Source organism: Rossellomorea aquimaris (assembly GCF_003315075.1).
GTDB lineage: Bacteria > Bacillota > Bacilli > Bacillales > Bacillaceae_B > Rossellomorea > Rossellomorea aquimaris_C.
In genome coordinates this window covers 340,375-359,720 of sequence record NZ_QNRJ01000002.1, presented here as the reverse complement: position 1 = coordinate 359,720, position 19,346 = coordinate 340,375, and the positions used below count along the sequence as shown (strand labels likewise).

The following is a 19,346-nucleotide window of genomic DNA, read 5'->3' as shown; positions in this document are numbered from 1 at the left end:
TATCTTTAATAGTATAAAGAAATCCAATATTCAGGAGTGGAAATATGAAATTAAGAAATGACCTTAGAAATATTGCTATTATTGCTCACGTTGACCACGGGAAAACGACATTAGTAGACGAGCTTTTAAAGCAATCTGGAATCTACCGCGAAAATGAAACAGTTTCTGAACGCGCGATGGATTCAAATGATTTGGAAAGAGAACGCGGTATTACGATCTTAGCGAAAAATACGGCGATTCAATATAAAGATTCTCGTATCAACATTCTTGATACACCAGGACATGCTGACTTCGGTGGAGAAGTTGAACGTATCATGAAAATGGTAGATGGTGTTTTACTAGTAGTAGATGCGTATGAAGGCTGTATGCCTCAGACTCGTTTCGTCCTTAAGAAAGCACTTGAGCAAAACCTTACACCTATCGTAGTTGTAAATAAAATTGACAAGCCTTCAGCACGTCCGGAAGAAGTAATCGATGAAGTTCTGGAATTATTCATTGAACTGGATGCAAATGATGAACAGCTTGAATTCCCGGTTGTCTATGCTTCAGCTATCAACGGTACAGCAAGTACAGATCCGGATCCGGAAAAACAAGACGAAAACATGCAGTGTCTATATGAGTCGATCATTGAGCATATTCCTGCACCAGTAGACAACTCTGAAGATCCACTGCAATTCCAAGTTGCATTGCTCGATTACAATGATTACGTTGGTCGAATCGGAATCGGACGTGTATTCAGAGGGACAATGAAGGTTGGCCAACAGGTAGCATTAATGAAGCTTGACGGCTCTGTTAAACAATTCCGTGTAACAAAAATCTTCGGTTTCTTCGGATTAAAACGTGAAGAAATCCAAGAAGCAAAAGCGGGTGATTTAATCGCTGTTTCCGGAATGGAAGATATTAATGTCGGTGAAACGGTTTGTCCTGTTGAACATCAGGATCAACTTCCTGTTCTTCGTATTGACGAGCCTACACTTCAAATGACATTCCTGGTGAACAACAGTCCATTTGCGGGTAGAGAAGGTAAATTTGTTACTTCAAGAAAAATTGAAGAACGTTTATTGGCTCAGCTTCAAACGGATGTAAGTTTACGTGTTGAACCGACAGATTCACCTGATGCATGGACGGTTTCAGGTCGTGGTGAGCTTCACCTTTCCATCCTTATTGAAAACATGCGTCGTGAAGGCTACGAATTACAGGTATCTAAACCACAGGTTATCATCAAAGAAGTCGATGGCGTGAAGAGTGAGCCTGTAGAACGTGTTCAAATTGACATCCCTGAAGAATACATGGGTGGGGTAATCGAATCACTTGGTCAACGTAAAGGCGAAATGCTTGATATGGTAAACAACGGTAACGGACAGGTCCGTTTAATGTTTATGGTTCCTGCACGTGGATTAATCGGTTATTCAACGGAGTTTATGACTCTTACTCGTGGATATGGAATCATCAACCACACATTCGACGGCTATCAGCCCCTGCAAAAAGGACGCGTTGGCGGACGTCGTCAAGGTGTACTTGTTTCTATGGAAACAGGGAAAGCATCACAATACGGAATCATGCAAGTGGAAGATCGCGGTATTATCTTCGTTGAATCCGGTACAGAAATTTATGGTGGAATGATCGTTGGGGAACACACAAGAGAAAATGATATTACTGTTAATATCACAAAGCTTAAACAAGCGACAAACGTTCGTTCGGCTAACAAGGATCAAACCGTAACCATTAAAAAGGCAAGAATCATGACTTTAGAAGAATCTCTTGAATATCTAAACGATGATGAGTATTGTGAGGTAACTCCTGAATCGATCCGTCTTCGTAAAAAGATTCTTGATAAGAATGAACGTGAAAGAGCAGAAAAGAAGAGCAAGGTGTCTCAATAAACTAAGTGAGGGGGAGTAGGAAATGGATGTAACTGAGCGTTTGTCCTTTTTCGCATCCCTTTATCGTGTTGATCAGAACGCGGAAATGGGTATGTGGTTGCTTTATATAACCATAGTAGGGCTCTCAATCTTAGTTTATAAGCTCGGTTTTGCGAAGAAACTGCCGGTGATGAAATCAATATTGATTTATTCTTTTCTTATTCTGGGATGTACCGTATTAACGTTTCTGGGTATCTTTTTACCAGTAGCAGAAGGTCTGGTCGTTGCAGCTCTTATCTTAGTGATCTATAAGATTCGACTAACGAACGAGAAGAAAAAAGGCACGTTTTAAGCTGAAAAAAGCTGTAGTCTCTAATGAATGAGACTACAGCTTTTTTTCGTTATGTGGATGAACCTCGTGCAGAAAATAGATGAAATAGTGGGGGTAAAGACAGAGCGTAGAGGATATGTCCAGCTGTCCATAAGAAAATTGCCTCACCATACATTAGACCGGGTACATCTTTAATTGCCAGGTGCGAAAGAGGGAAATACAGAAACACAGTCGGGACTGTCAGCACAAGGGAGAGAAGCCAAGAGCCACTACTAGAAACTTTCAGCTTTTCCATCATGTACACGAACACTACCCCGATCGCACATGAAATAACCAAGTGAAACAAACACTCCACCCATTCAGGCAGGTCTTTATTACCGAAGCCAGGGATGAAATCCACATTCAATAACAGGACGTATACCTTGATGCCAGTTAATACTTGCATCCATTTTAGAAACAATCCTAACAAGGTACCGGAAACAAGACCAATAAGCGTTCCTGAACCGATTTGTCTAAAAGTCATCTTCTACTTGAGGAGAACGGTAAAACCTGAAATTCCCACTCGACACACGTTCTTCCGTCTTTTCTTTAATACGAACATGACACTTATCACACATATAGGTATGAATGGGCCGGTTACGCAATTTCTTCGCTTGTAAGGAATAATCATCAATACTTTCTATCACTTCACATAGAGCACATTTTACTCTCATACATTACACCTCAATTTGTTCTAATCATAAGTCTAGTCTTTTTAGTATATCATGTAGTATAGTCAAACGCTTTATTTAACTTTCCTGTATGCTTTTAACAATAGAATTTGGTATAGTATAATCAAGGTGAATCAAGAATGAAATGAAACACTAACAGAGAAAAAATGAGTCTGCATAAGGGGGGATTGTATGGCTAACCAAGTGGAACCCAGCTTGATTCCTGCACTTTTTGAAGAACTTCAATCAGAAAAATTTGTTACACTCGCGACAATTGATCACCAAACGCATGGACCAAATGTAAGTGCGATCTCTTGGATTTATGCAAAGGACGAACACACATTGTTATTTGCTGTTGATCAACGCTCCCGGATTGTCGCAAATTTAAAGAGCAATCCACTTGCCGTTGTGAATCTGATAGCAAATGAATCAACCTATTCCATAAGCGGAAAAGCAGGGGTTTCTGAGGAAAAACTGGTAGGAGTGCCTTTAAAGCTGACTCTTGTTAAACTTGCTATCAATGAAGTAAGAGATGTCATGTTCTATGGATCGAAAATATCGACAGAACCTGCCTATGTGAAGACATATGATAAGGCGGCCGCGGACCGTTTGGACCGTCAAGTAATTGAAGCCATGAAAAAAGCTTAGTACTAAGCTTTTTCATGGCTTTTTCTCATATTGTTAAGTGATCTAAAGGATTATTCAATCTTATCGTAAGTCTGATTTTCCTGTTTTTCCCTAAGTTGTTTCTCTTTGGTGTTATTCATTTTCTTTTTTGGTTCATTCGGAGCATTTTCTGGATCTGCTTGCTTTAACGATCGAGGGATTTCAGGCATTAGCCTGCCGGATATGTCAGCCAGTTCGTTCATAATCCCCTGGACAGGCTCACCCCGTTGAATGTCTTTGCTGATTTCATTCAAACGGGCATAAAGATCCGGGTCAGCGATGACGATGGCTTCTGCACCATATGGGTCTTTTTGAAGAGCTTCTGCTACAGAATATTTGATTGAACCGACTTGTGAGCGCTCAATGTCGGAATCGATATCTATTCCAACAAACGCATATTTACCAAATACTACAGCTGTTGCGTCTTTAACATCTGGTACACTCGTCGTCAGGTCAACTAAATGCCTTGAAATTTGCTGTCCTGATTTTCGTTCAGTATGTTGGATATTGCTATCCTGTACAGTGATCGGTTTACTGTTGTTACTGTTTGAATCATTATCATACCCGACCTCATTCTTATTGGCGCAGGCACCAAGAATGATGGTTACCACAAGTAGAGAGATGAGTTTAAACATGTGAATACCTCCCGATTTAGAATCAATATCTTTTCTTATTGTGTAATTTTCTTCTATCTTTATACGTTTATTCATATATTTTAAGAAACGGGCCGTCCTATTTGAGTAGCTGGGAATAACCGGATCAACATTGGCTACATACAATAGTAATAAGAAATCAGGAGCAGGAGGCATCGATTTGAATAAAATTTATGTATTAGATACCAATGTCTTATTACAAGATCCACAAGCCATCTTTTCGTTTCAAGATAATGAGGTGGTTATACCTGCAGTCGTTTTAGAAGAAGTGGACTCCAAAAAGCGTTATATGGATGAAATCGGAAGAAACGCAAGACATGTATCGAAGCTGATAGATAATTTACGGCAACAAGGAAAACTTCATGAAAAAATCCCCCTATATACGGGAGGATCACTAAGGATTGAACTAAATCACCGCTCATTTCAGCAGCTTCAGGAAATCTTTTTAGAGAAAACAAACGATAACAGGATTATTGCCGTAGCAAAAAACTTATCTCTCGAAGAAGAAGCGAAAAAGGATGGGAAATCGGTCATTCTGGTTAGTAAAGACACCCTCGTTCGGGTAAAGGCTGATGCGTTGGGATTACAGGCAGAGGATTTTCTGAGTGACCGGGTCATCGAGGTAAACGATATTTACACAGGTTTTATTGAACTGTACACCGAGAGAGAGTTACTGGACAAATTTTATGATAAAGGGGAACTCACCCTTACCGATATAACGAAACAACGATTTTATTCCCATCAATTCCTCATTATGAAGGATGCTCTCGGAAGCTCTGCTTCGGCGCTTGGAATGGTGGATGCATCAGGTCTTAAAGTGAAGAAGCTGGTCTATGACCAAGAGCATATGTGGGGAATCAAGGCCCGCAATGTTCAGCAAACAATGGCAACTGAACTGTTACTGAGAGATGATATTTCGCTGGTCACCATGATTGGAAAAGCCGGGACCGGAAAAACCCTGCTTGCCTTGGCCGCAGGTCTCCTTCAGACAGAGGACTTCAATAAATTCAATAAACTGCTTGTGGCTCGTCCAATTGTCCCGGTAGGTAAGGATATTGGTTATCTTCCAGGGGAAAAACAAGAAAAGCTCAGACCTTGGATGCAGCCCATTTTCGATAACCTCGAATACTTATTCAACACGAAGAAGCCTGGGGAGCTGGATGATATCCTCGCGGGTATGGGTTCAATTGAAGTGGAAGCTTTAACTTATATAAGGGGTAGAAGCATTCCAGATCAATATATCATCATTGATGAAGCCCAGAACTTAACGAAACATGAAGTGAAAACGATCTTAACCAGGGTGGGAGAGCGAAGTAAAATCGTTTTGATGGGAGATCCAGCTCAGATCGATCATCCATACCTGGATGAATACAATAATGGCTTAACGTATGTGGTAGAAAAATTTAAAGATCAAAAACTGGCCGGGCATGTTAAGCTCATGAAAGGTGAAAGATCGGGCCTTGCTCAACTTGCTGCTGATCTTCTTTAATACAATCGTATTTTAAACACAATAATAACGTATGAAAAAACCGGTTCAGGGGTTCCTGGACCGGTTTTTATCAATATCGCGCTTTCTTGATGTTCTTATTCTACCCGAAAGGCTCTTACATCGGTAATGGGGGTTTCTCTATTTGATCCGTCTTTGTAGTAGATATGAACGGGGCCAGTTTCCTTTAGTGGCTTTCCGTCTTTTGAGAACCCGATGAGTAATTGATCTGCGTGTGCAAGATCCATGCGATGTTCATCCGTTTCTGTTTCAATCACAAGAGATAACGCATTCTCGAGAGGTTCCGCATTTGTAAGAAAAGGTGCAAACGGAATAGCGAATGAACCGTTTAAAATCTTTTCCTTTTCATACTTTTTCTCTGTCTTTAGTGTCGGGGGATAGGTTGCACCTTCCTGAATTTCCCGTGACCAATGCTTGGATACGGCTTTTGTATATTCTTCCAATTCGTCGATCTTCTCATTTACTTCATCAAAATATGTAGTTAAATCCACTTTTCGATCATCAAATATCCAAACGCCGGAATCCAGGGTTATTGTGAATTTCACCTTACCTTTTATGGGTACTATGCTTTCCATTTGAGACTCCTCCTCTCGCTGATAGTATCAGTATATCTGTTATTTAAAGGTTTGTCACACAAAGCTGAAAGCATTTTCAACGTTTTCAATCGGTGAAAGTAGGGAAACTAAAGGTAGGACTAAAGGAGCTGATACCATAGTGATTAGAACTCAGGAGCTGTTGGAAGAATTAGTGGAGAAAGCAAGACCTTTTTCAGCTGAAGGAAAGGTTGCAGATTATATACCTGCATTAAAGGATCAAAACCCAAGTGACTTGGCGATAAGTATATATACTTTGGAAAATCATTCTTGTTATGCAGGAGATCATTTAAAGAAGTTCACACTGCAAAGTATATCGAAAGTCATTACTCTTGCTCTTGTCTTGATGGACTATGGGGAGGATCATGTCTTCTCCAAGGTTGGCATGGAGCCTACTGGTGATCCTTTTAATTCCATAGCGAAGCTCGAAACACATAAGCCCTCGAAACCCCTTAATCCGATGATCAACGCTGGTGCACTCGCAGTCACGAATATGATTAAAGGAAACACAGGAATGGAAAAGTGGGAACGATTAATAGAGTTCATCAATCATATGACCGGGGACAAAGTATCATATAATGAGGATGTGGCTTATTCAGAACTTCAAACAGCCAATTTAAACAGATCGCTTTGTTATTATATGAAGCAGCACGGTGTGATTACCGGAAATGTCGAAGATTTACTTGTTCTGTATACAAAACAATGTGCGGTGGAAATGAGCTGTGTCGACCTTGCTAAGATGGGGGCGGTTTTTGCCAATGATGGCGTTGACCCTGAAAGCGGGCGCGAAATTATTACGAGAGATGTTGCGAGAATTTGTAAAACGTTCATGGTTACGTGCGGGATGTATAATACTTCCGGAGAATTTGCCATTAAAGTGGGTATTCCGGCGAAAAGTGGAGTGTCAGGTGGGATCATGGGTGCTATTCCCGGGAAGTGTGGAATCGGTATCTTTGGTCCTGCACTAGACCATGTCGGGAATAGCAGTGCAGGGCTAAAGCTTCTTGAAATGCTCAGTGATGAATATTCCTGGAGTATTTTTTAAAGAAGGGTCATGCCATGTCACGTAAAGGGATGTTTTTTTAGGGAGTTTTCGGATAGGTATTTGTAAAAGAATTTTCATGAGGATCCCTCCGAAATAATAATTCGAATTTCTGTCATAGAATCCCGGGGAATACACTTATTTTTCTTGCAATTTCTCTGATTTAACGATAAAATTTTAAGACAGGAAAGCTATTTGTTCGGAATGGGGGGATCACTGTGGCGTCAGAAATGACAATTAATCATCGAGAAAAAGCCTATGAACTGCTAAAGGCCGACGCAGAAAAGATTTTACAACTTATTAAAGTACAAATGGATAATTTAACGATGCCCCAATGTCCTCTTTATGAGGAAGTATTGGATACCCAAATGTTCGGATTATCTCGTGAAATAGAATTTGCAGTCCGTTTAGGATTAGTAGATGATCAAGATGGAAAAGAGCTGATTGATTCTTTAGAAAGACAACTTTCTGCCCTTCATGAAGCATCTACAAAAAAGTAAAATAGTCATGACAACTCAAACAATACATAGATCTGTTGTTTGAGTTTTTTTGTTACAGATTCTGACTGGTTGGGATTAATTTAAATGATATAAGAGAAAAAGGATTGAAATGTCATGATTAAAAAAATAGCAAAGTCCTATGATTATTCGTTAATCGCTGTATATGTATTTCTTTGTCTGTTTGGTCTGGTAATGATTTATAGTGCGAGTATGGTCATGGCTGTAGAACGATTTGGATGGGAAAGTGACCATTTCTATAAAAGGCAGATGATCAATATTCTTATCGGGTTCTTTGCCTTTACGATAGCAGCATGGTTTCCATACAAAGCATTCCAAGTGGGGAAAATAATCAAGGGACTCATGTTTATCGTTATCGGATTATTAATCGGGGTCCATATTTTCGGTTATGAAGTAAATAACGCAAAAAGCTGGATTAATTTAGGTTTCATGCCCATTCAGCCATCGGAGTTCGCCAAGCTTGCCGTCATTATTTATCTTGGCTCTGTATACTCCAAGAAACAGGCATACATAGATGATTTTAATAAGGGCCTTGCCCCGCCATTACTATTTTTAGGTTTTATATGTTTTTTAGTCTTTTTAGAGCCTGACTTTGGTACGGCGGCTATCATTTTCGCCATTGGAGCAATCGTTATTTCCTGTTCAGGGATCAGTTTTAAAACATTCTCCAAGCTGGCTGGTCTGGGAGTAGGTCTGTTGGTCGTACTGTCACCGGTCATATACCTTGCAAGAGGCTTTATTTTTACAAGAGAAAGGCTTAGCAGGATTGAAGCGTATTTATCACCGTTTAAATATGCCCAAGGGGAAGGCTACCACTTGGTGAACTCATACCTTGCCATTGGTTCTGGAGGGGTAAAAGGGCTTGGATTAGGGCAGAGTGTTCAAAAGCTGGGTTATCTTCCTGAACCGCAAACGGATTTCATTATGGCTATCATTGCTGAGGAATTAGGTGTATTCGGTGTAAGCTTCGTCATACTCGGACTCTCTTATATCGTGCTTCGGGGGATATATACGGGAGTTAAATGCCAGGACCCGTTTGGAACGATGCTGGCCATCGGAATATCCAGTATGATCGGTATTCAAGCCTTCATTAATTTAGGAGGGGTATCGGGACTAATTCCGATTACAGGTGTCCCACTTCCATTCATCAGCTATGGAGGATCATCATTATTAGTGCTATCTTTGTCGATGGGTGTCCTTGTGAATGTGTCGATGTTTGTAAAATATGAAGAAAAATATAAAATAAAGAAGGAAAATGGCTATCCTTCGGAGAATATGGATAATAGCAAAAAAATATATGGTGTAAAAATGTAGGTCACTTTGATAGAGTATCTAAAACTCTAAGTCTAGGGTCTGCCCCCTAAGATACTTCTTTATTATCTTTCGGGTCAGCCCTTTTTTCATAGACTGCTTTACAGAGATTTTCAATCATGAATAGCCAAAAGGAGAGAGTGTATTGAAGAAAATCAAAAAAGTATTAGTAGCAAATCGCGGTGAAATTGCCATCCGTGTGTTTCGTGCATGTACGGAGCTTAATATTAGAACCGTCGCCATTTACAGTAAAGAAGATTCGGGAGCATATCATCGATATAAAGCTGATGAGGCCTACCTGACAGGAGAAGGAATGAAACCAATTGATGCTTATTTAGATATAGAGGGGATCATTCGAATCGCAAAGAACGCCGATGTCGATGCCATCCATCCCGGTTATGGTTTCTTGTCCGAAAATATTCATTTTGCCAGACGATGTGAAGAAGAGGGGATCACCTTCATAGGGCCTCATTCAGAGCACTTAAATATGTTCGGTGACAAGGTAAAGGCACGTCATCAGGCCCAATTAGCCAATATACCGGTTATTCCTGGAACAGATGGCCCCGTAGAGACTTTGGAAGAGGTCATTGCCTTCGGGAAGGACCACGGCTTCCCGATCATCATCAAAGCTTCATTAGGTGGCGGAGGACGGGGAATGCGTATCGTCCGTAACCTGGAAAGCTTAAAGGAAGCTTACGAGCGCGCTAAATCTGAAGCAAAAGCAGCTTTTGGTAATGATGAAATTTATGTTGAGAAATTTGTTGAGAATCCTAAACATATAGAAGTTCAAATACTTGGGGACGAAGACGGCAATATTATTCACTTATATGAACGCGATTGTTCCATCCAGAGACGTCACCAAAAGGTAGTAGAAATAGCACCATCCGTATCTTTGAGTGATCAGTTGAGAGAGGATATTTGTGAGGCAGCGGTCCGGTTGATGGATAAAGTAAAGTATGTGAACGCAGGCACGGTTGAATTCCTCGTTGCAAATGAGCAGTTCTATTTCATCGAGGTAAACCCTCGCGTTCAAGTAGAGCATACGATTACGGAAATGGTTACCGGAGTGGATATCGTTCAATCACAATTAATGATTGCCGAAGGTCATGCACTACATAGTAGTAAGCTTGGCATACCTGTTCAAGAAGAAATCCGGACAAATGGGTTTGCGATTCAATCCCGTGTGACGACAGAAGATCCATTGAACAACTTTATGCCTGACACCGGCAAGATCATGGCTTACCGTTCAGGCGGCGGATTCGGGGTTCGATTGGATGCAGGTAACGGGTTCCAGGGAGCCGTCATTACTCCATACTATGATTCCCTTCTTGTTAAACTGTCCACGTGGGCTTTGACATTTGAACAAGCTGCATCCAAAATGGTCAGAAATCTTCAAGAATTTAGAATACGTGGAATCAAGACGAATATTCCTTTCCTGGAAAATGTCGTTAAGCATGAAAACTTTATAACAGGTAAATACGATACATCCTTTATTGACACGACACCTGAACTGTTTATTTTTCCGAAACGAAAAGACCGTGGCACAAAGATGCTTTCTTATATCGGAAATGTAACCGTGAACGGTTTCCCGGGAATCGAGAAGAAGAAAAAGCCTGTATTTTCAAAGCCAAGGATTCCCGCTCTTGACTTGAAACAAGACTTCAAACCTGGGACAAAGCAAATTTTAGATCAACATGGTGCAGAAGGGTTGGTTAATTGGGTCAAGGAACAAAACTCAGTGCTCCTTACTGATACAACTTTCAGGGATGCTCACCAATCTTTACTGGCTACGCGTGTCAGAACCAATGATCTGAAGCAAATTGCAGAACCGACATCCCACCTGCTTCCAGATATGTTCTCCTATGAAATGTGGGGAGGGGCAACGTTTGATGTAGCCTACCGTTTTCTAAAGGAAGATCCCTGGAATCGATTATTAACAATGAGAGAGGACATTCCCAATGTTCTATTCCAAATGCTGCTGAGAGCATCAAATGCCGTTGGATATAAGAACTACCCCGATAATGTCATTAAAGAATTTGTTGAGAAATCAGCATTCGCAGGTATTGACGTCTTCAGGATATTTGACAGTTTAAACTGGGTCAAGGGGATGGAAGTAGCCATTGATGCGGTGAGACAAAGCGGGAAAATCGCCGAGGCAGCCATTTGTTATACAGGGGACATTGAAGATCCTACCCGGACCAAATATAGTATTGATTACTATAAGAATCTGGCAAAAGAGTTAGAAGCAAGCGGAGCACATATTTTAGCGATTAAAGACATGGCGGGGCTCTTAAAACCACAGGCGGCCTACCGGCTTATTTCAGAACTGAAAGATACGGTCAGTCTGCCTATCCACTTACACACCCATGATACAAGTGGAAACGGTATATACACTTACGCAAGAGCCGTTGAAGCAGGTGTGGATATTGTCGACACAGCCCTTAGCACGATGTCTGGATTAACTTCTCAACCAAGTGCCAATACACTTTATTACGCCTTGAAAGGAACCGAAAGAGAACCGAATGTAGATATTCAATCACTGGAGACTCTTTCCCACTACTGGGAAGACGTTCGAAAATACTATACAGACTTTGAGAGCGGCATGATGTCTCCTCATTCAGAGGTCTACAAGCACGAAATGCCCGGGGGACAATATAGTAACCTTCAGCAGCAGGCAAAAGCTGTAGGATTGGGTCATCGCTGGGAAGAAGTAAAAGAAATGTATGCAAGGGTCAACCACCTCTTTGGGGATATCGTAAAGGTTACTCCTTCATCAAAAGTTGTCGGGGATATGGCGTTGTTCATGGTTCAGAATGATCTGTCAGAGAAAGATGTCATTGAAAAAGGGGAAAAGATCGATTTCCCTGATTCAGTGGTTGAGTTATTCGAAGGATATCTGGGTCAGCCCCATGGCGGATTCCCGAAAGACTTACAAAGCGTGATTCTGAAAGGGCGCACTCCATTAACCGTTCGACCTGGGGAGCTCCTCGATGACGTAGACTTCACAGCACTCAAAGAAAAGCTATTCGAAGACCTGCAACGCCCTGTCACTAGTTTCGATGCTCTTGGATATGCTCTATATCCTAAAGTGTTTATGGAATACGCACATACAATGGATCAATTTGGTGATATTTCCGTTCTCGACACGCCTACTTTCTTATTCGGAATGAGACTGGGTGAAGAGATCGAGGTTGAAATTGAAACCGGGAAAACACTTATTGTCAAGCTCGTTTCCATTGGCCAGGCTCAGGCAGATGGTACACGAATCGTCTACTTTGAACTGAATGGTCAGCCACGTGAAATTGTGATAAAAGATGAAAGCATTAAATCGACAGTCGCAACCAAGATGAAAGCTGATGCTAAAAATGAGACTCATATTGGTGCTTCCATGCCTGGAACCGTGATTAAGGTAATTGCAGAGAAAGGAGAGGCGGTTGAAAAAGGGGATCACTTAATGATCACCGAAGCCATGAAAATGGAAACGACCGTACAAGCTCCGTTTGCAGGGGTAGTGAAAGACATCTACGTGCAAAATGGTGACGCCATCAGTCCTGGTGACCTATTAATAGAAGTTCAAAAAGCATAAATTAAAAGGATTCCGGTCATGACCGGAATCCTTTTTTTTATGCTTTCAGCTTACTTCTTGAAATGAGCAGAATAAAGTAACAGAGTAATCCAAATAGACAAGAGATGATCAAAGCGTGCAATAAAGCAATTCCCAAGTTTAATCTTGTGAACACCACGAGTGCTCCGGACATGACTTGAAGGGATACCAGCGTAAATGCGATGATCCATCCCCAATAAATAACCTTTTGGTGCTTATGCTCTTTAATCGCAATATAAGTGATGTAAGCAATCCATAAGAAAATGAGTCCCGCTGCTGTCCGATGCCCCATTTGAATCCACTCATACAGATTGGAGGGGAGACCAGGAGACGAGTTGACACATAACGGCCAATCTTTACATACTAAGCTCGAATCCGTGTGTCTGACTAAAGCACCGGTATAAACAACCATATAACTATATAGAGTGACTCCTATTGTATGGAATCTCATCCGTTTATTAATGACCAATGAGTTGGCATCAAATTTCTGATCGACTTCAAAGATCAGAAGTGTTAATAATAGAATCGAAGCAAATGATATAAGTGAAATCCCAAAATGCAGGGCAAGTACGAAGTCCGATTGCCCCCAGAGTACAGCGGCAGCCCCGATTAAACCTTGCAGTACTAAGAAAAAGAAAGAGAGTGCAGCAAGGAATTTTGTTTCACGCTTATATCCAATCGCTCTCCATGACCATATCGATAATGCCAACACTAATAATCCTACACCACCGGAGACAACCCGGTGTGCCAATTCTATGACAAGCTCGAACGTTATATCGCTTGGAATCAATTGTCCGTTACATAGTGGCCAAGTTCGTCCGCAGCCCATACCGGATTCGGTCTTCGTTACGAGGGCTCCGCCCAATAGAACAAATAACATACCAAGAGTAGTGAGGGCGGCAAGCCACTTTAATCCTTTGTGGACACCTTTATGCAATCTATTCACCTTCTTAATTAATAGACTCTACACACTTTCTAATTTATAAATATAGTAGAAAAATATATATGCCCCTACGATAATACATAAAAGGTCGGTAAAACTCAACCGATAAAATGTTACAGAATTATGAGCATGATTTATATTTATATGAAGAGAATAACTATTAGTAGATAATGACTAATTTGCAGAAAAACAAAATCTGTAAGCGCTTAGCATCTTTTTATGGTATGATGGGTTTAAAATGTTTGTAGAAATATGAAGAAACGTCTGCATTTTTCTTTCTTCACAATTTCTTCACATTCTTGTCTAATTCTCCCCCCAAAAGGCTAAAATATATGGTTTAATATAATATTGATAGCATATATACTATTTCTTATCTGTACATGAATTAACAGATGGATATAGAAATAGTGAATCATTTCCTATATAGTATAGAGGTGGCAATTGGCCTCTGGCTTTTTATAGAGAGGAGGAAGAGAATGTCTAGTCAAATGATGACTAACGCTCAAGAAGCAGATTTGACAACCTCAACTGCTTGGAAGGATTTTTTAGCACTAATCAAAATTGGTATCGTTAATTCCAACTTAATTACTACCTTTACAGGTATGTGGTTAGCTTTTTACTTTACTAATACACACTTTCTAAATTCTCTTGATACGATGTTCCTGACATTGATAGGTTCTTCCCTTATTATCGCAGGTTCCTGCTCCATAAATAATGTGTTTGATCGAGACATCGATCCTCTGATGGAACGTACGAAAGGACGTCCTACCGTAACAGGTAAAATCAATGCACCTAAAGCATTGTCTTTGGGATTAATTATGATTGCAGTGGGAATCATAATGTTATTTATGACCACCGTCACTGCAGGTGTGATAGGAATCATTGGGGTATTTAGTTACGTTGTATTATATACAATGTGGTCTAAGAGGAAATACGTAAGTAACACCATTGTAGGGAGTATATCAGGTGCGGTCCCACCACTTATCGGTTGGTCAGCTGTAGATGCAAATCTGGATATCACCGCATGGGTTTTATTCCTGATGATGTTTATCTGGCAGCCGCCTCATTTCTACGCTTTAGCGATGAAGAGAGTGGAAGAATACAGAGCAGCGAATATACCGATGCTTCCCGTAGTAAAGGGATTTGCTACAACGAAGCACCATATCGTTGCATGGGTTGCAGCTTTACTGCCTTTGCCATTCTTCTTGATGGATTTAGGAATGTTCTTCTTTATCCTTGCAACAGCCTTTAACATTGGCTGGCTAGCACTGGGCCTCGCAGGTTACAAAATGAAAGATGATATTAAGTGGTCAAAACTTATGTTTGTCTATTCACTGAATTATTTAACTGTCTTGTTCGTAGCGATGGTTATCGTTACCGTACTATAAGATTAGTGGGAATTCTTTCTGATAAGAAATCCAAATAGATATTTTTTATGAGTCCTTGTTTTATTCAAAAGTATATTACATGAAAGAGGGGTTTGATTAAGCTATGAAAGCAAGGCTATCTAAGTGGCGCTTATTCTCAATTGTAGCAATGTTAGCGCTGGTTCTTTCTGGTTGTGGAGAGCCATTTCTCTCCACATTACAGCCAGCTGGTGAAGTAGCACAGTCACAATATGATTTAATGATACTGTCTACATTAATAATGGTATTAGTAATCATTGTAGTAGTTATCGTCTATATGGTAGCGATTATTCGTTTCCGTAGAAAAAAGGGAGATACTACTATCCCGAAACAGGTTGAAGGAAGTCACACACTTGAAATCGTGTGGACAGTCATTCCAATCATCCTTCTTCTTATCCTGGCTGTTCCGACCGTAACGTCTACTTTCGAATTAGCTGATACAAAGGCTATGGATAAAAAAGATGCAGATGGTAATCGCGAAGCTTTAGTTATAAACGTTCGCGCAAACCTTTACTGGTGGGAATTTGAGTATGAGGATGAAAAAATCATCACTTCACAGGATTTAGTTGTACCAACCGATCAAAGAGTTTACTTCAATGTTACAGCTTCTGACGTTAAGCACTCATTCTGGATTCCAGCTGCTGGAGGAAAGATTGATTCAAACGTCGACAACGTAAACACATTTTTCCTTGAATTTGATGGGGAAAAGTCTAAAGACGCAGGCGGATTATTCTACGGAAAATGTGCTGAGCTATGTGGACCTTCTCATGCTTTAATGGACTTTAAAGTAAAAGCGCTTCCTAAGGACGAGTTTACGGCATGGGTAGAAGATATGAAAAATGCAGGAGAACCTAACCCATCTTCTGATTTAGCACAACAAGGACAAGAAATCTTCAACCAAAAATGCTTAAGCTGTCACGCAGTATCACCTCAGGATGGACGTCCGGAATCAGCTCGTCTTGCTCCTAACTTAGCAACATTTGGTGAGCGTACTCGAATCGCAGGTATTCTGGATCACAACAAAGAAGAGCTGAAAAATTGGCTGGTAGATCCTGAACAGTATAAGCCAGGTAACAAAATGACAGGTACATATGGTAACCTGCAGGAAGACGAACTTGATGCCCTTGCAGAATATCTGATGGGATTAAAAGTTCAAGATTAATTGGGGATTAGTTAAAGGGAGGTTTAATCGTGAGTAGCTATGCACAGAAAAAAGGCTTCGGCGCGACTGTTTGGGACTATTTAACAACAGTAGACCATAAAAAGATCGCCATCCTTTACCTTATGGCTGGAGGATTCTTCTTCTTAGTCGGTGGATTAGAAGCTCTTATCATTCGTATACAGCTTGCTGTTCCTAACAATGACTTTGTTAGTGCCGGCTTATACAACGAAGTTTTAACAATGCACGGTACAACGATGATTTTCTTAGCGGCCATGCCGTTAATATTCGCATTCATGAATGCGGTTGTACCTTTACAAATCGGTGCTCGTGACGTTGCATTTCCTTTCCTGAATTCATTAGGTTTTTGGTTATTCTTCGCAGGTGGAGTTTTCCTTAACCTTTCATGGTTCTTAGGTGGAGCACCAGATGCCGGGTGGACTTCATATGCTTCACTCGCAATGGCATCTAAAGGACATGGGATTGATTTCTATGTACTGGGGTTACAAATTTCAGGTGCAGGTACATTAATAGGTGGGATCAACTTCCTTGTAACCATCATTAATATGCGTGCTCCGGGTATGACATATATGCGTATGCCCCTATTTACATGGACAGTATTTGTTACTTCGGCACTTATTTTATTCGCGTTCCCTGCTTTAACGGTAGGATTATTCTTAATGTTATTTGATCGTATGTTCGGATCGAATTTCTTTGATGTAGCGAATGGAGGTAACACCATTATCTGGGAGCATTTCTTCTGGATTTTTGGTCACCCTGAGGTATACATCCTTGTATTACCTGCTTTCGGAATTTTCTCTGAGATCATTCCACACTTTTCCAGAAAGCGTTTATTCGGTTACTCATCCATGGTATTTGCGACCGTACTTATCGGTTTCTTAGGATTCATGGTTTGGGCTCACCATATGTTTACAGTAGGTCTTGGACCAATCGCAAATGCCATCTTTGCCGTTGCGACAATGGCCATTGCCGTTCCTACAGGTATCAAAATCTTTAACTGGCTCCTTACGATGTGGGGAGGAAGTATCAGCTTCACGACTCCAATGCTCTACGCAGTTGCGTTTATCCCTACTTTCGTAGCAGGTGGAGTAACCGGAATCATGAACGCAGCTGCAACAGCTGACTATCAGTTCCATGATACGTATTTCGTTGTTGCCCATTTTCACTACGTTATCGTTGGTGGGGTAGTATTTGCTCTATTGGCAGGTACTCACTATTACTGGCCAAAAATGTTCGGTACAATGTTAAGTGATTTCTTGGGGAAGATCACTTTCTGGTTATTCTTTATCGGATTCCACTTAACATTCTTTATTCAACATTTCCTTGGTTTAATGGGCATGCCTCGTCGTATTTGGAAGTTCTTGCCTGGTCAAGGATTAGAAACAGGAAACTTAATCTCTTCTATTGGAGCAGGGTTCATGGGAGTCGCGGTTATTGTACTTCTTGTTAATGTCATTATGACTCAAGTCAAAGGGGTTAAAGTTTCTAATGACCCATGGGGAGACGGACGTACCATTGAATGGGCGATTCCATCACCACCACCATTCTATAACTTTAAGCAAACTCCGCTTATCCGTGGTTTGGATGCTTATTGGTTAGAAAAAATGGAAGGTAAAAAAGATTTAACACCGGCAGAACCTATCGGAGATATCCATATGCCGAATAACTCGATACTACCGGTAATCATTTCACTTGGGTTATTCATAGCATCATTTGGTGCTATGTATCAATCGGATGGAGATAAAGCATGGGCAATCCCTGTTCTGGTAATTGGAATGCTTATCACATTGGGTGCAATGTTCTTCCGTTCTGTAATTGATGATCATGGATATCATGTTCATAAAGAAGATTTAATGGATGATGATAAAGGGGGTAAGGCATAATGCATACTGAAGAAAAATTTACCCCAAAGACCTGGCCAGCCTCCCCTGAAAAGGCAACCCTTGAGGGAAAAAACAAGTTTATGGGCTTTTGGTTTTTCCTTGGTGGAGAAACAGTCCTTTTCGGATCTCTTTTCGCAACATATTTAGCGCTTAAAGACAGAGTACCAAGTGATAGTCATGCACTTGCTGCTGACATCTTTGATTTACCACTTGCATTTATTGCAACGATGTTACTTTTAACAAGTTCTCTTACAAGTGTTTATGCAATGTATCATATGAAGAACTATAATTTCCAACGCATGCAGGCTTGGTTATTAGTCACAGTTCTTCTAGGTGCAGCATTCCTGGGACTAGAGATTTATGAGTTTAGTGAATACGTAAAGGAATACGGGCATACTTTTACTAGTAGTGCATTTGGTTCAGCCTTTTATACACTGGTTGGATTCCACGGTGCGCACGTAGCTTTCGGTCTTCTATGGATTGTTAGCTTAATGCTTCGTAACGCTAAACGTGGACTAAATCTTTACAATGCTCCAAAGTTCTATTTAGCTTCTCTATACTGGCATTTTATCGACGTTGTATGGGTATTTATCTTTACAGTAGTATACTTAATGGGAATGGTGGGATAAACTGATGGCGAATCAACAATCAAATTCAGGTAACCCAAGTGTAGATTACGAATATCGTCGTAAGAAAAATGCAGAGGATATGAGAATGCAGGTTACATCCTTCATGTTAATGATTTTCTTAACATTGGTGGCGTTCATTGCAGTGGCAGGAGATTTTGATAAGTACTTTATTGTACCTTTCATCCTCTTACTTGCAGTTGTTCAACTAATTTTTCAACTTTATTACTTCATGCATATGAGTCATAAAGGTCATGAAGCACCTGCATTGTTCCTGTACTCTGGTGCACTTGTTGCATTGATCACAGTGTTAGCATTTGTAACGATTGTATGGATCTAAAGAAAAAAGTCAGCCGGATGGCTGGCTTTTTTTGTGTGGAGTTTGGGTTTTCCCGTATGCTTGTGGGGCCAACCAAGTCGGCTCCGCTTTTCTAATTGTCCAGCTCCGGGGCTTAGAGGCTCGAGGTCATAAGTCAAACATACCAAAAAGGCAAAGAGCGCCTTTCCGGTA

Annotated in this window: 18 protein-coding genes; 13 read left to right on the top strand and 5 right to left on the bottom strand. The window is 40.7% G+C overall.

Annotated features, from left to right (window positions below; genetic code table 11):
- Positions 1-44: 44 nt before the first annotated feature.
- Both typA and DET59_RS04240 read left to right on the top strand, forming a co-directional pair.
- Complete coding sequence (gene typA / locus DET59_RS04245) at positions 45-1,883, top strand: translational GTPase TypA (RefSeq protein WP_113968357.1); 1,839 nt, start codon at positions 45-47, stop codon at positions 1,881-1,883.
- A 22-nt stretch (positions 1,884-1,905) separates the two neighbouring features.
- A complete protein-coding gene (locus DET59_RS04240; RefSeq protein ID WP_113968356.1) occupies positions 1,906-2,214 on the top strand; it encodes a YlaH-like family protein in 309 nt (102 codons plus the stop codon).
- Between the two features lie 49 nt (positions 2,215-2,263).
- On the opposite strand, the gene DET59_RS04235 is transcribed toward DET59_RS04240, so the two are convergent.
- Positions 2,264-2,716, bottom strand: coding sequence for a hypothetical protein (locus tag DET59_RS04235; protein WP_113968355.1), 453 nt, complete (start codon positions 2,714-2,716; stop codon positions 2,264-2,266).
- Entirely contained in the window at positions 2,706-2,906 is a 201-nt protein-coding gene (locus tag DET59_RS04230; RefSeq protein WP_113968354.1) for a YlaI family protein, read from the bottom strand. Before DET59_RS04230 ends, DET59_RS04235 begins: the two co-directional genes overlap by 11 nt.
- A gap of 189 nt (positions 2,907-3,095) precedes the next feature.
- Between DET59_RS04230 and DET59_RS04225 the strand changes: the two genes are divergently transcribed.
- Positions 3,096-3,551, top strand: coding sequence for a pyridoxamine 5'-phosphate oxidase family protein (locus DET59_RS04225; protein ID WP_113968353.1), 456 nt, complete (start codon positions 3,096-3,098; stop codon positions 3,549-3,551).
- Positions 3,552-3,601: 50 nt separating this feature from the next.
- Here the strand turns inward: DET59_RS04225 and DET59_RS04220 are convergent, their stop codons facing one another.
- Positions 3,602-4,204 (bottom strand): YhcN/YlaJ family sporulation lipoprotein, encoded by a 603-nt coding sequence (locus DET59_RS04220; protein ID WP_113968352.1) that lies wholly within the window; start codon positions 4,202-4,204, stop codon positions 3,602-3,604.
- Positions 4,205-4,382: 178 nt separating this feature from the next.
- Here DET59_RS04220 and DET59_RS04215 point away from each other — a divergent pair, with 178 nt between their 5' ends.
- Entirely contained in the window at positions 4,383-5,711 is a 1,329-nt protein-coding gene (locus DET59_RS04215; protein WP_113968351.1) for a PhoH family protein, read from the top strand.
- Between the two features lie 95 nt (positions 5,712-5,806).
- Here the strand turns inward: DET59_RS04215 and DET59_RS04210 are convergent, their stop codons facing one another.
- Positions 5,807-6,304: a peptidyl-prolyl cis-trans isomerase gene (locus DET59_RS04210; protein ID WP_113968350.1), complete on the bottom strand. Its 498-nt coding sequence runs from the start codon at positions 6,302-6,304 to the stop codon at positions 5,807-5,809.
- Between the two features lie 136 nt (positions 6,305-6,440).
- On the opposite strand from DET59_RS04210, the gene glsA reads away from it, so the two are divergent.
- The 4 genes from glsA (at position 6,441) to pyc (ending at position 12,779) form a co-directional block, all read left to right on the top strand.
- Positions 6,441-7,367, top strand: a complete 927-nt coding sequence (gene glsA, locus DET59_RS04205) for a glutaminase A (RefSeq protein ID WP_397540915.1) — start codon at positions 6,441-6,443, stop codon at positions 7,365-7,367.
- Positions 7,368-7,582: 215 nt separating this feature from the next.
- A complete protein-coding gene (locus DET59_RS04200; protein WP_113968349.1) occupies positions 7,583-7,864 on the top strand; it encodes an Fpa/YlaN family protein in 282 nt (93 codons plus the stop codon).
- Between the two features lie 114 nt (positions 7,865-7,978).
- The gene (locus DET59_RS04195; protein ID WP_113968348.1) at positions 7,979-9,196 is read left to right on the top strand and encodes an FtsW/RodA/SpoVE family cell cycle protein; all 1,218 of its coding nucleotides are present in this window, start codon (positions 7,979-7,981) and stop codon (positions 9,194-9,196) included.
- A gap of 142 nt (positions 9,197-9,338) precedes the next feature.
- A complete protein-coding gene (gene pyc / locus DET59_RS04190) occupies positions 9,339-12,779 on the top strand; it encodes a pyruvate carboxylase (RefSeq protein ID WP_113968347.1) in 3,441 nt (1,146 codons plus the stop codon).
- Between the two features lie 37 nt (positions 12,780-12,816).
- Here pyc and DET59_RS04185 read toward each other — a convergent pair whose 3' ends face one another.
- Positions 12,817-13,734, bottom strand: a complete 918-nt coding sequence (locus DET59_RS04185) for a COX15/CtaA family protein (RefSeq protein ID WP_309472427.1) — start codon at positions 13,732-13,734, stop codon at positions 12,817-12,819.
- A 482-nt stretch (positions 13,735-14,216) separates the two neighbouring features.
- Between DET59_RS04185 and cyoE the strand changes: the two genes are divergently transcribed.
- The 5 genes from cyoE (at position 14,217) to ctaF (ending at position 19,175) form a co-directional block, all read left to right on the top strand.
- The gene (gene cyoE, locus DET59_RS04180) at positions 14,217-15,128 is read left to right on the top strand and encodes a heme o synthase (protein ID WP_113968346.1); all 912 of its coding nucleotides are present in this window, start codon (positions 14,217-14,219) and stop codon (positions 15,126-15,128) included.
- Positions 15,129-15,231: 103 nt separating this feature from the next.
- A complete protein-coding gene (gene coxB, locus DET59_RS04175; protein WP_113968345.1) occupies positions 15,232-16,308 on the top strand; it encodes a cytochrome c oxidase subunit II in 1,077 nt (358 codons plus the stop codon).
- Positions 16,309-16,337: 29 nt separating this feature from the next.
- Positions 16,338-18,209 (top strand): cytochrome c oxidase subunit I, encoded by a 1,872-nt coding sequence (gene ctaD, locus DET59_RS04170; protein ID WP_113968344.1) that lies wholly within the window; start codon positions 16,338-16,340, stop codon positions 18,207-18,209.
- Positions 18,209-18,838, top strand: a complete 630-nt coding sequence (locus tag DET59_RS04165; RefSeq protein ID WP_113968343.1) for a cytochrome (ubi)quinol oxidase subunit III — start codon at positions 18,209-18,211, stop codon at positions 18,836-18,838. The genes ctaD and DET59_RS04165 overlap by 1 nt, the downstream gene beginning before the upstream one ends.
- Before the next feature lie 4 nt (positions 18,839-18,842).
- Positions 18,843-19,175: a cytochrome c oxidase subunit IVB gene (ctaF, locus tag DET59_RS04160; RefSeq protein WP_113968342.1), complete on the top strand. Its 333-nt coding sequence runs from the start codon at positions 18,843-18,845 to the stop codon at positions 19,173-19,175.
- Positions 19,176-19,346 lie beyond the last annotated feature (171 nt).

Coding starts and splice junctions, on each gene's coding strand:
- coxB (WP_113968345.1), top strand. CDS start 15,232: ATGAAAGCAAGGCTATCTAAGTGGCGCTTATTCTCAATTGTAGCAATG.
- DET59_RS04210 (WP_113968350.1), bottom strand. CDS start 6,304: ATGGAAAGCATAGTACCCATAAAAGGTAAGGTGAAATTCACAATAACC.
- DET59_RS04230 (WP_113968354.1), bottom strand. CDS start 2,906: ATGAGAGTAAAATGTGCTCTATGTGAAGTGATAGAAAGTATTGATGAT.
- DET59_RS04165 (WP_113968343.1), top strand. CDS start 18,209: ATGCATACTGAAGAAAAATTTACCCCAAAGACCTGGCCAGCCTCCCCT.
- DET59_RS04235 (WP_113968355.1), bottom strand. CDS start 2,716: ATGACTTTTAGACAAATCGGTTCAGGAACGCTTATTGGTCTTGTTTCC.
- typA (WP_113968357.1), top strand. CDS start 45: ATGAAATTAAGAAATGACCTTAGAAATATTGCTATTATTGCTCACGTT.
- DET59_RS04225 (WP_113968353.1), top strand. CDS start 3,096: ATGGCTAACCAAGTGGAACCCAGCTTGATTCCTGCACTTTTTGAAGAA.
- cyoE (WP_113968346.1), top strand. CDS start 14,217: ATGTCTAGTCAAATGATGACTAACGCTCAAGAAGCAGATTTGACAACC.
- ctaF (WP_113968342.1), top strand. CDS start 18,843: ATGGCGAATCAACAATCAAATTCAGGTAACCCAAGTGTAGATTACGAA.
- DET59_RS04195 (WP_113968348.1), top strand. CDS start 7,979: ATGATTAAAAAAATAGCAAAGTCCTATGATTATTCGTTAATCGCTGTA.
- DET59_RS04240 (WP_113968356.1), top strand. CDS start 1,906: ATGGATGTAACTGAGCGTTTGTCCTTTTTCGCATCCCTTTATCGTGTT.
- DET59_RS04220 (WP_113968352.1), bottom strand. CDS start 4,204: ATGTTTAAACTCATCTCTCTACTTGTGGTAACCATCATTCTTGGTGCC.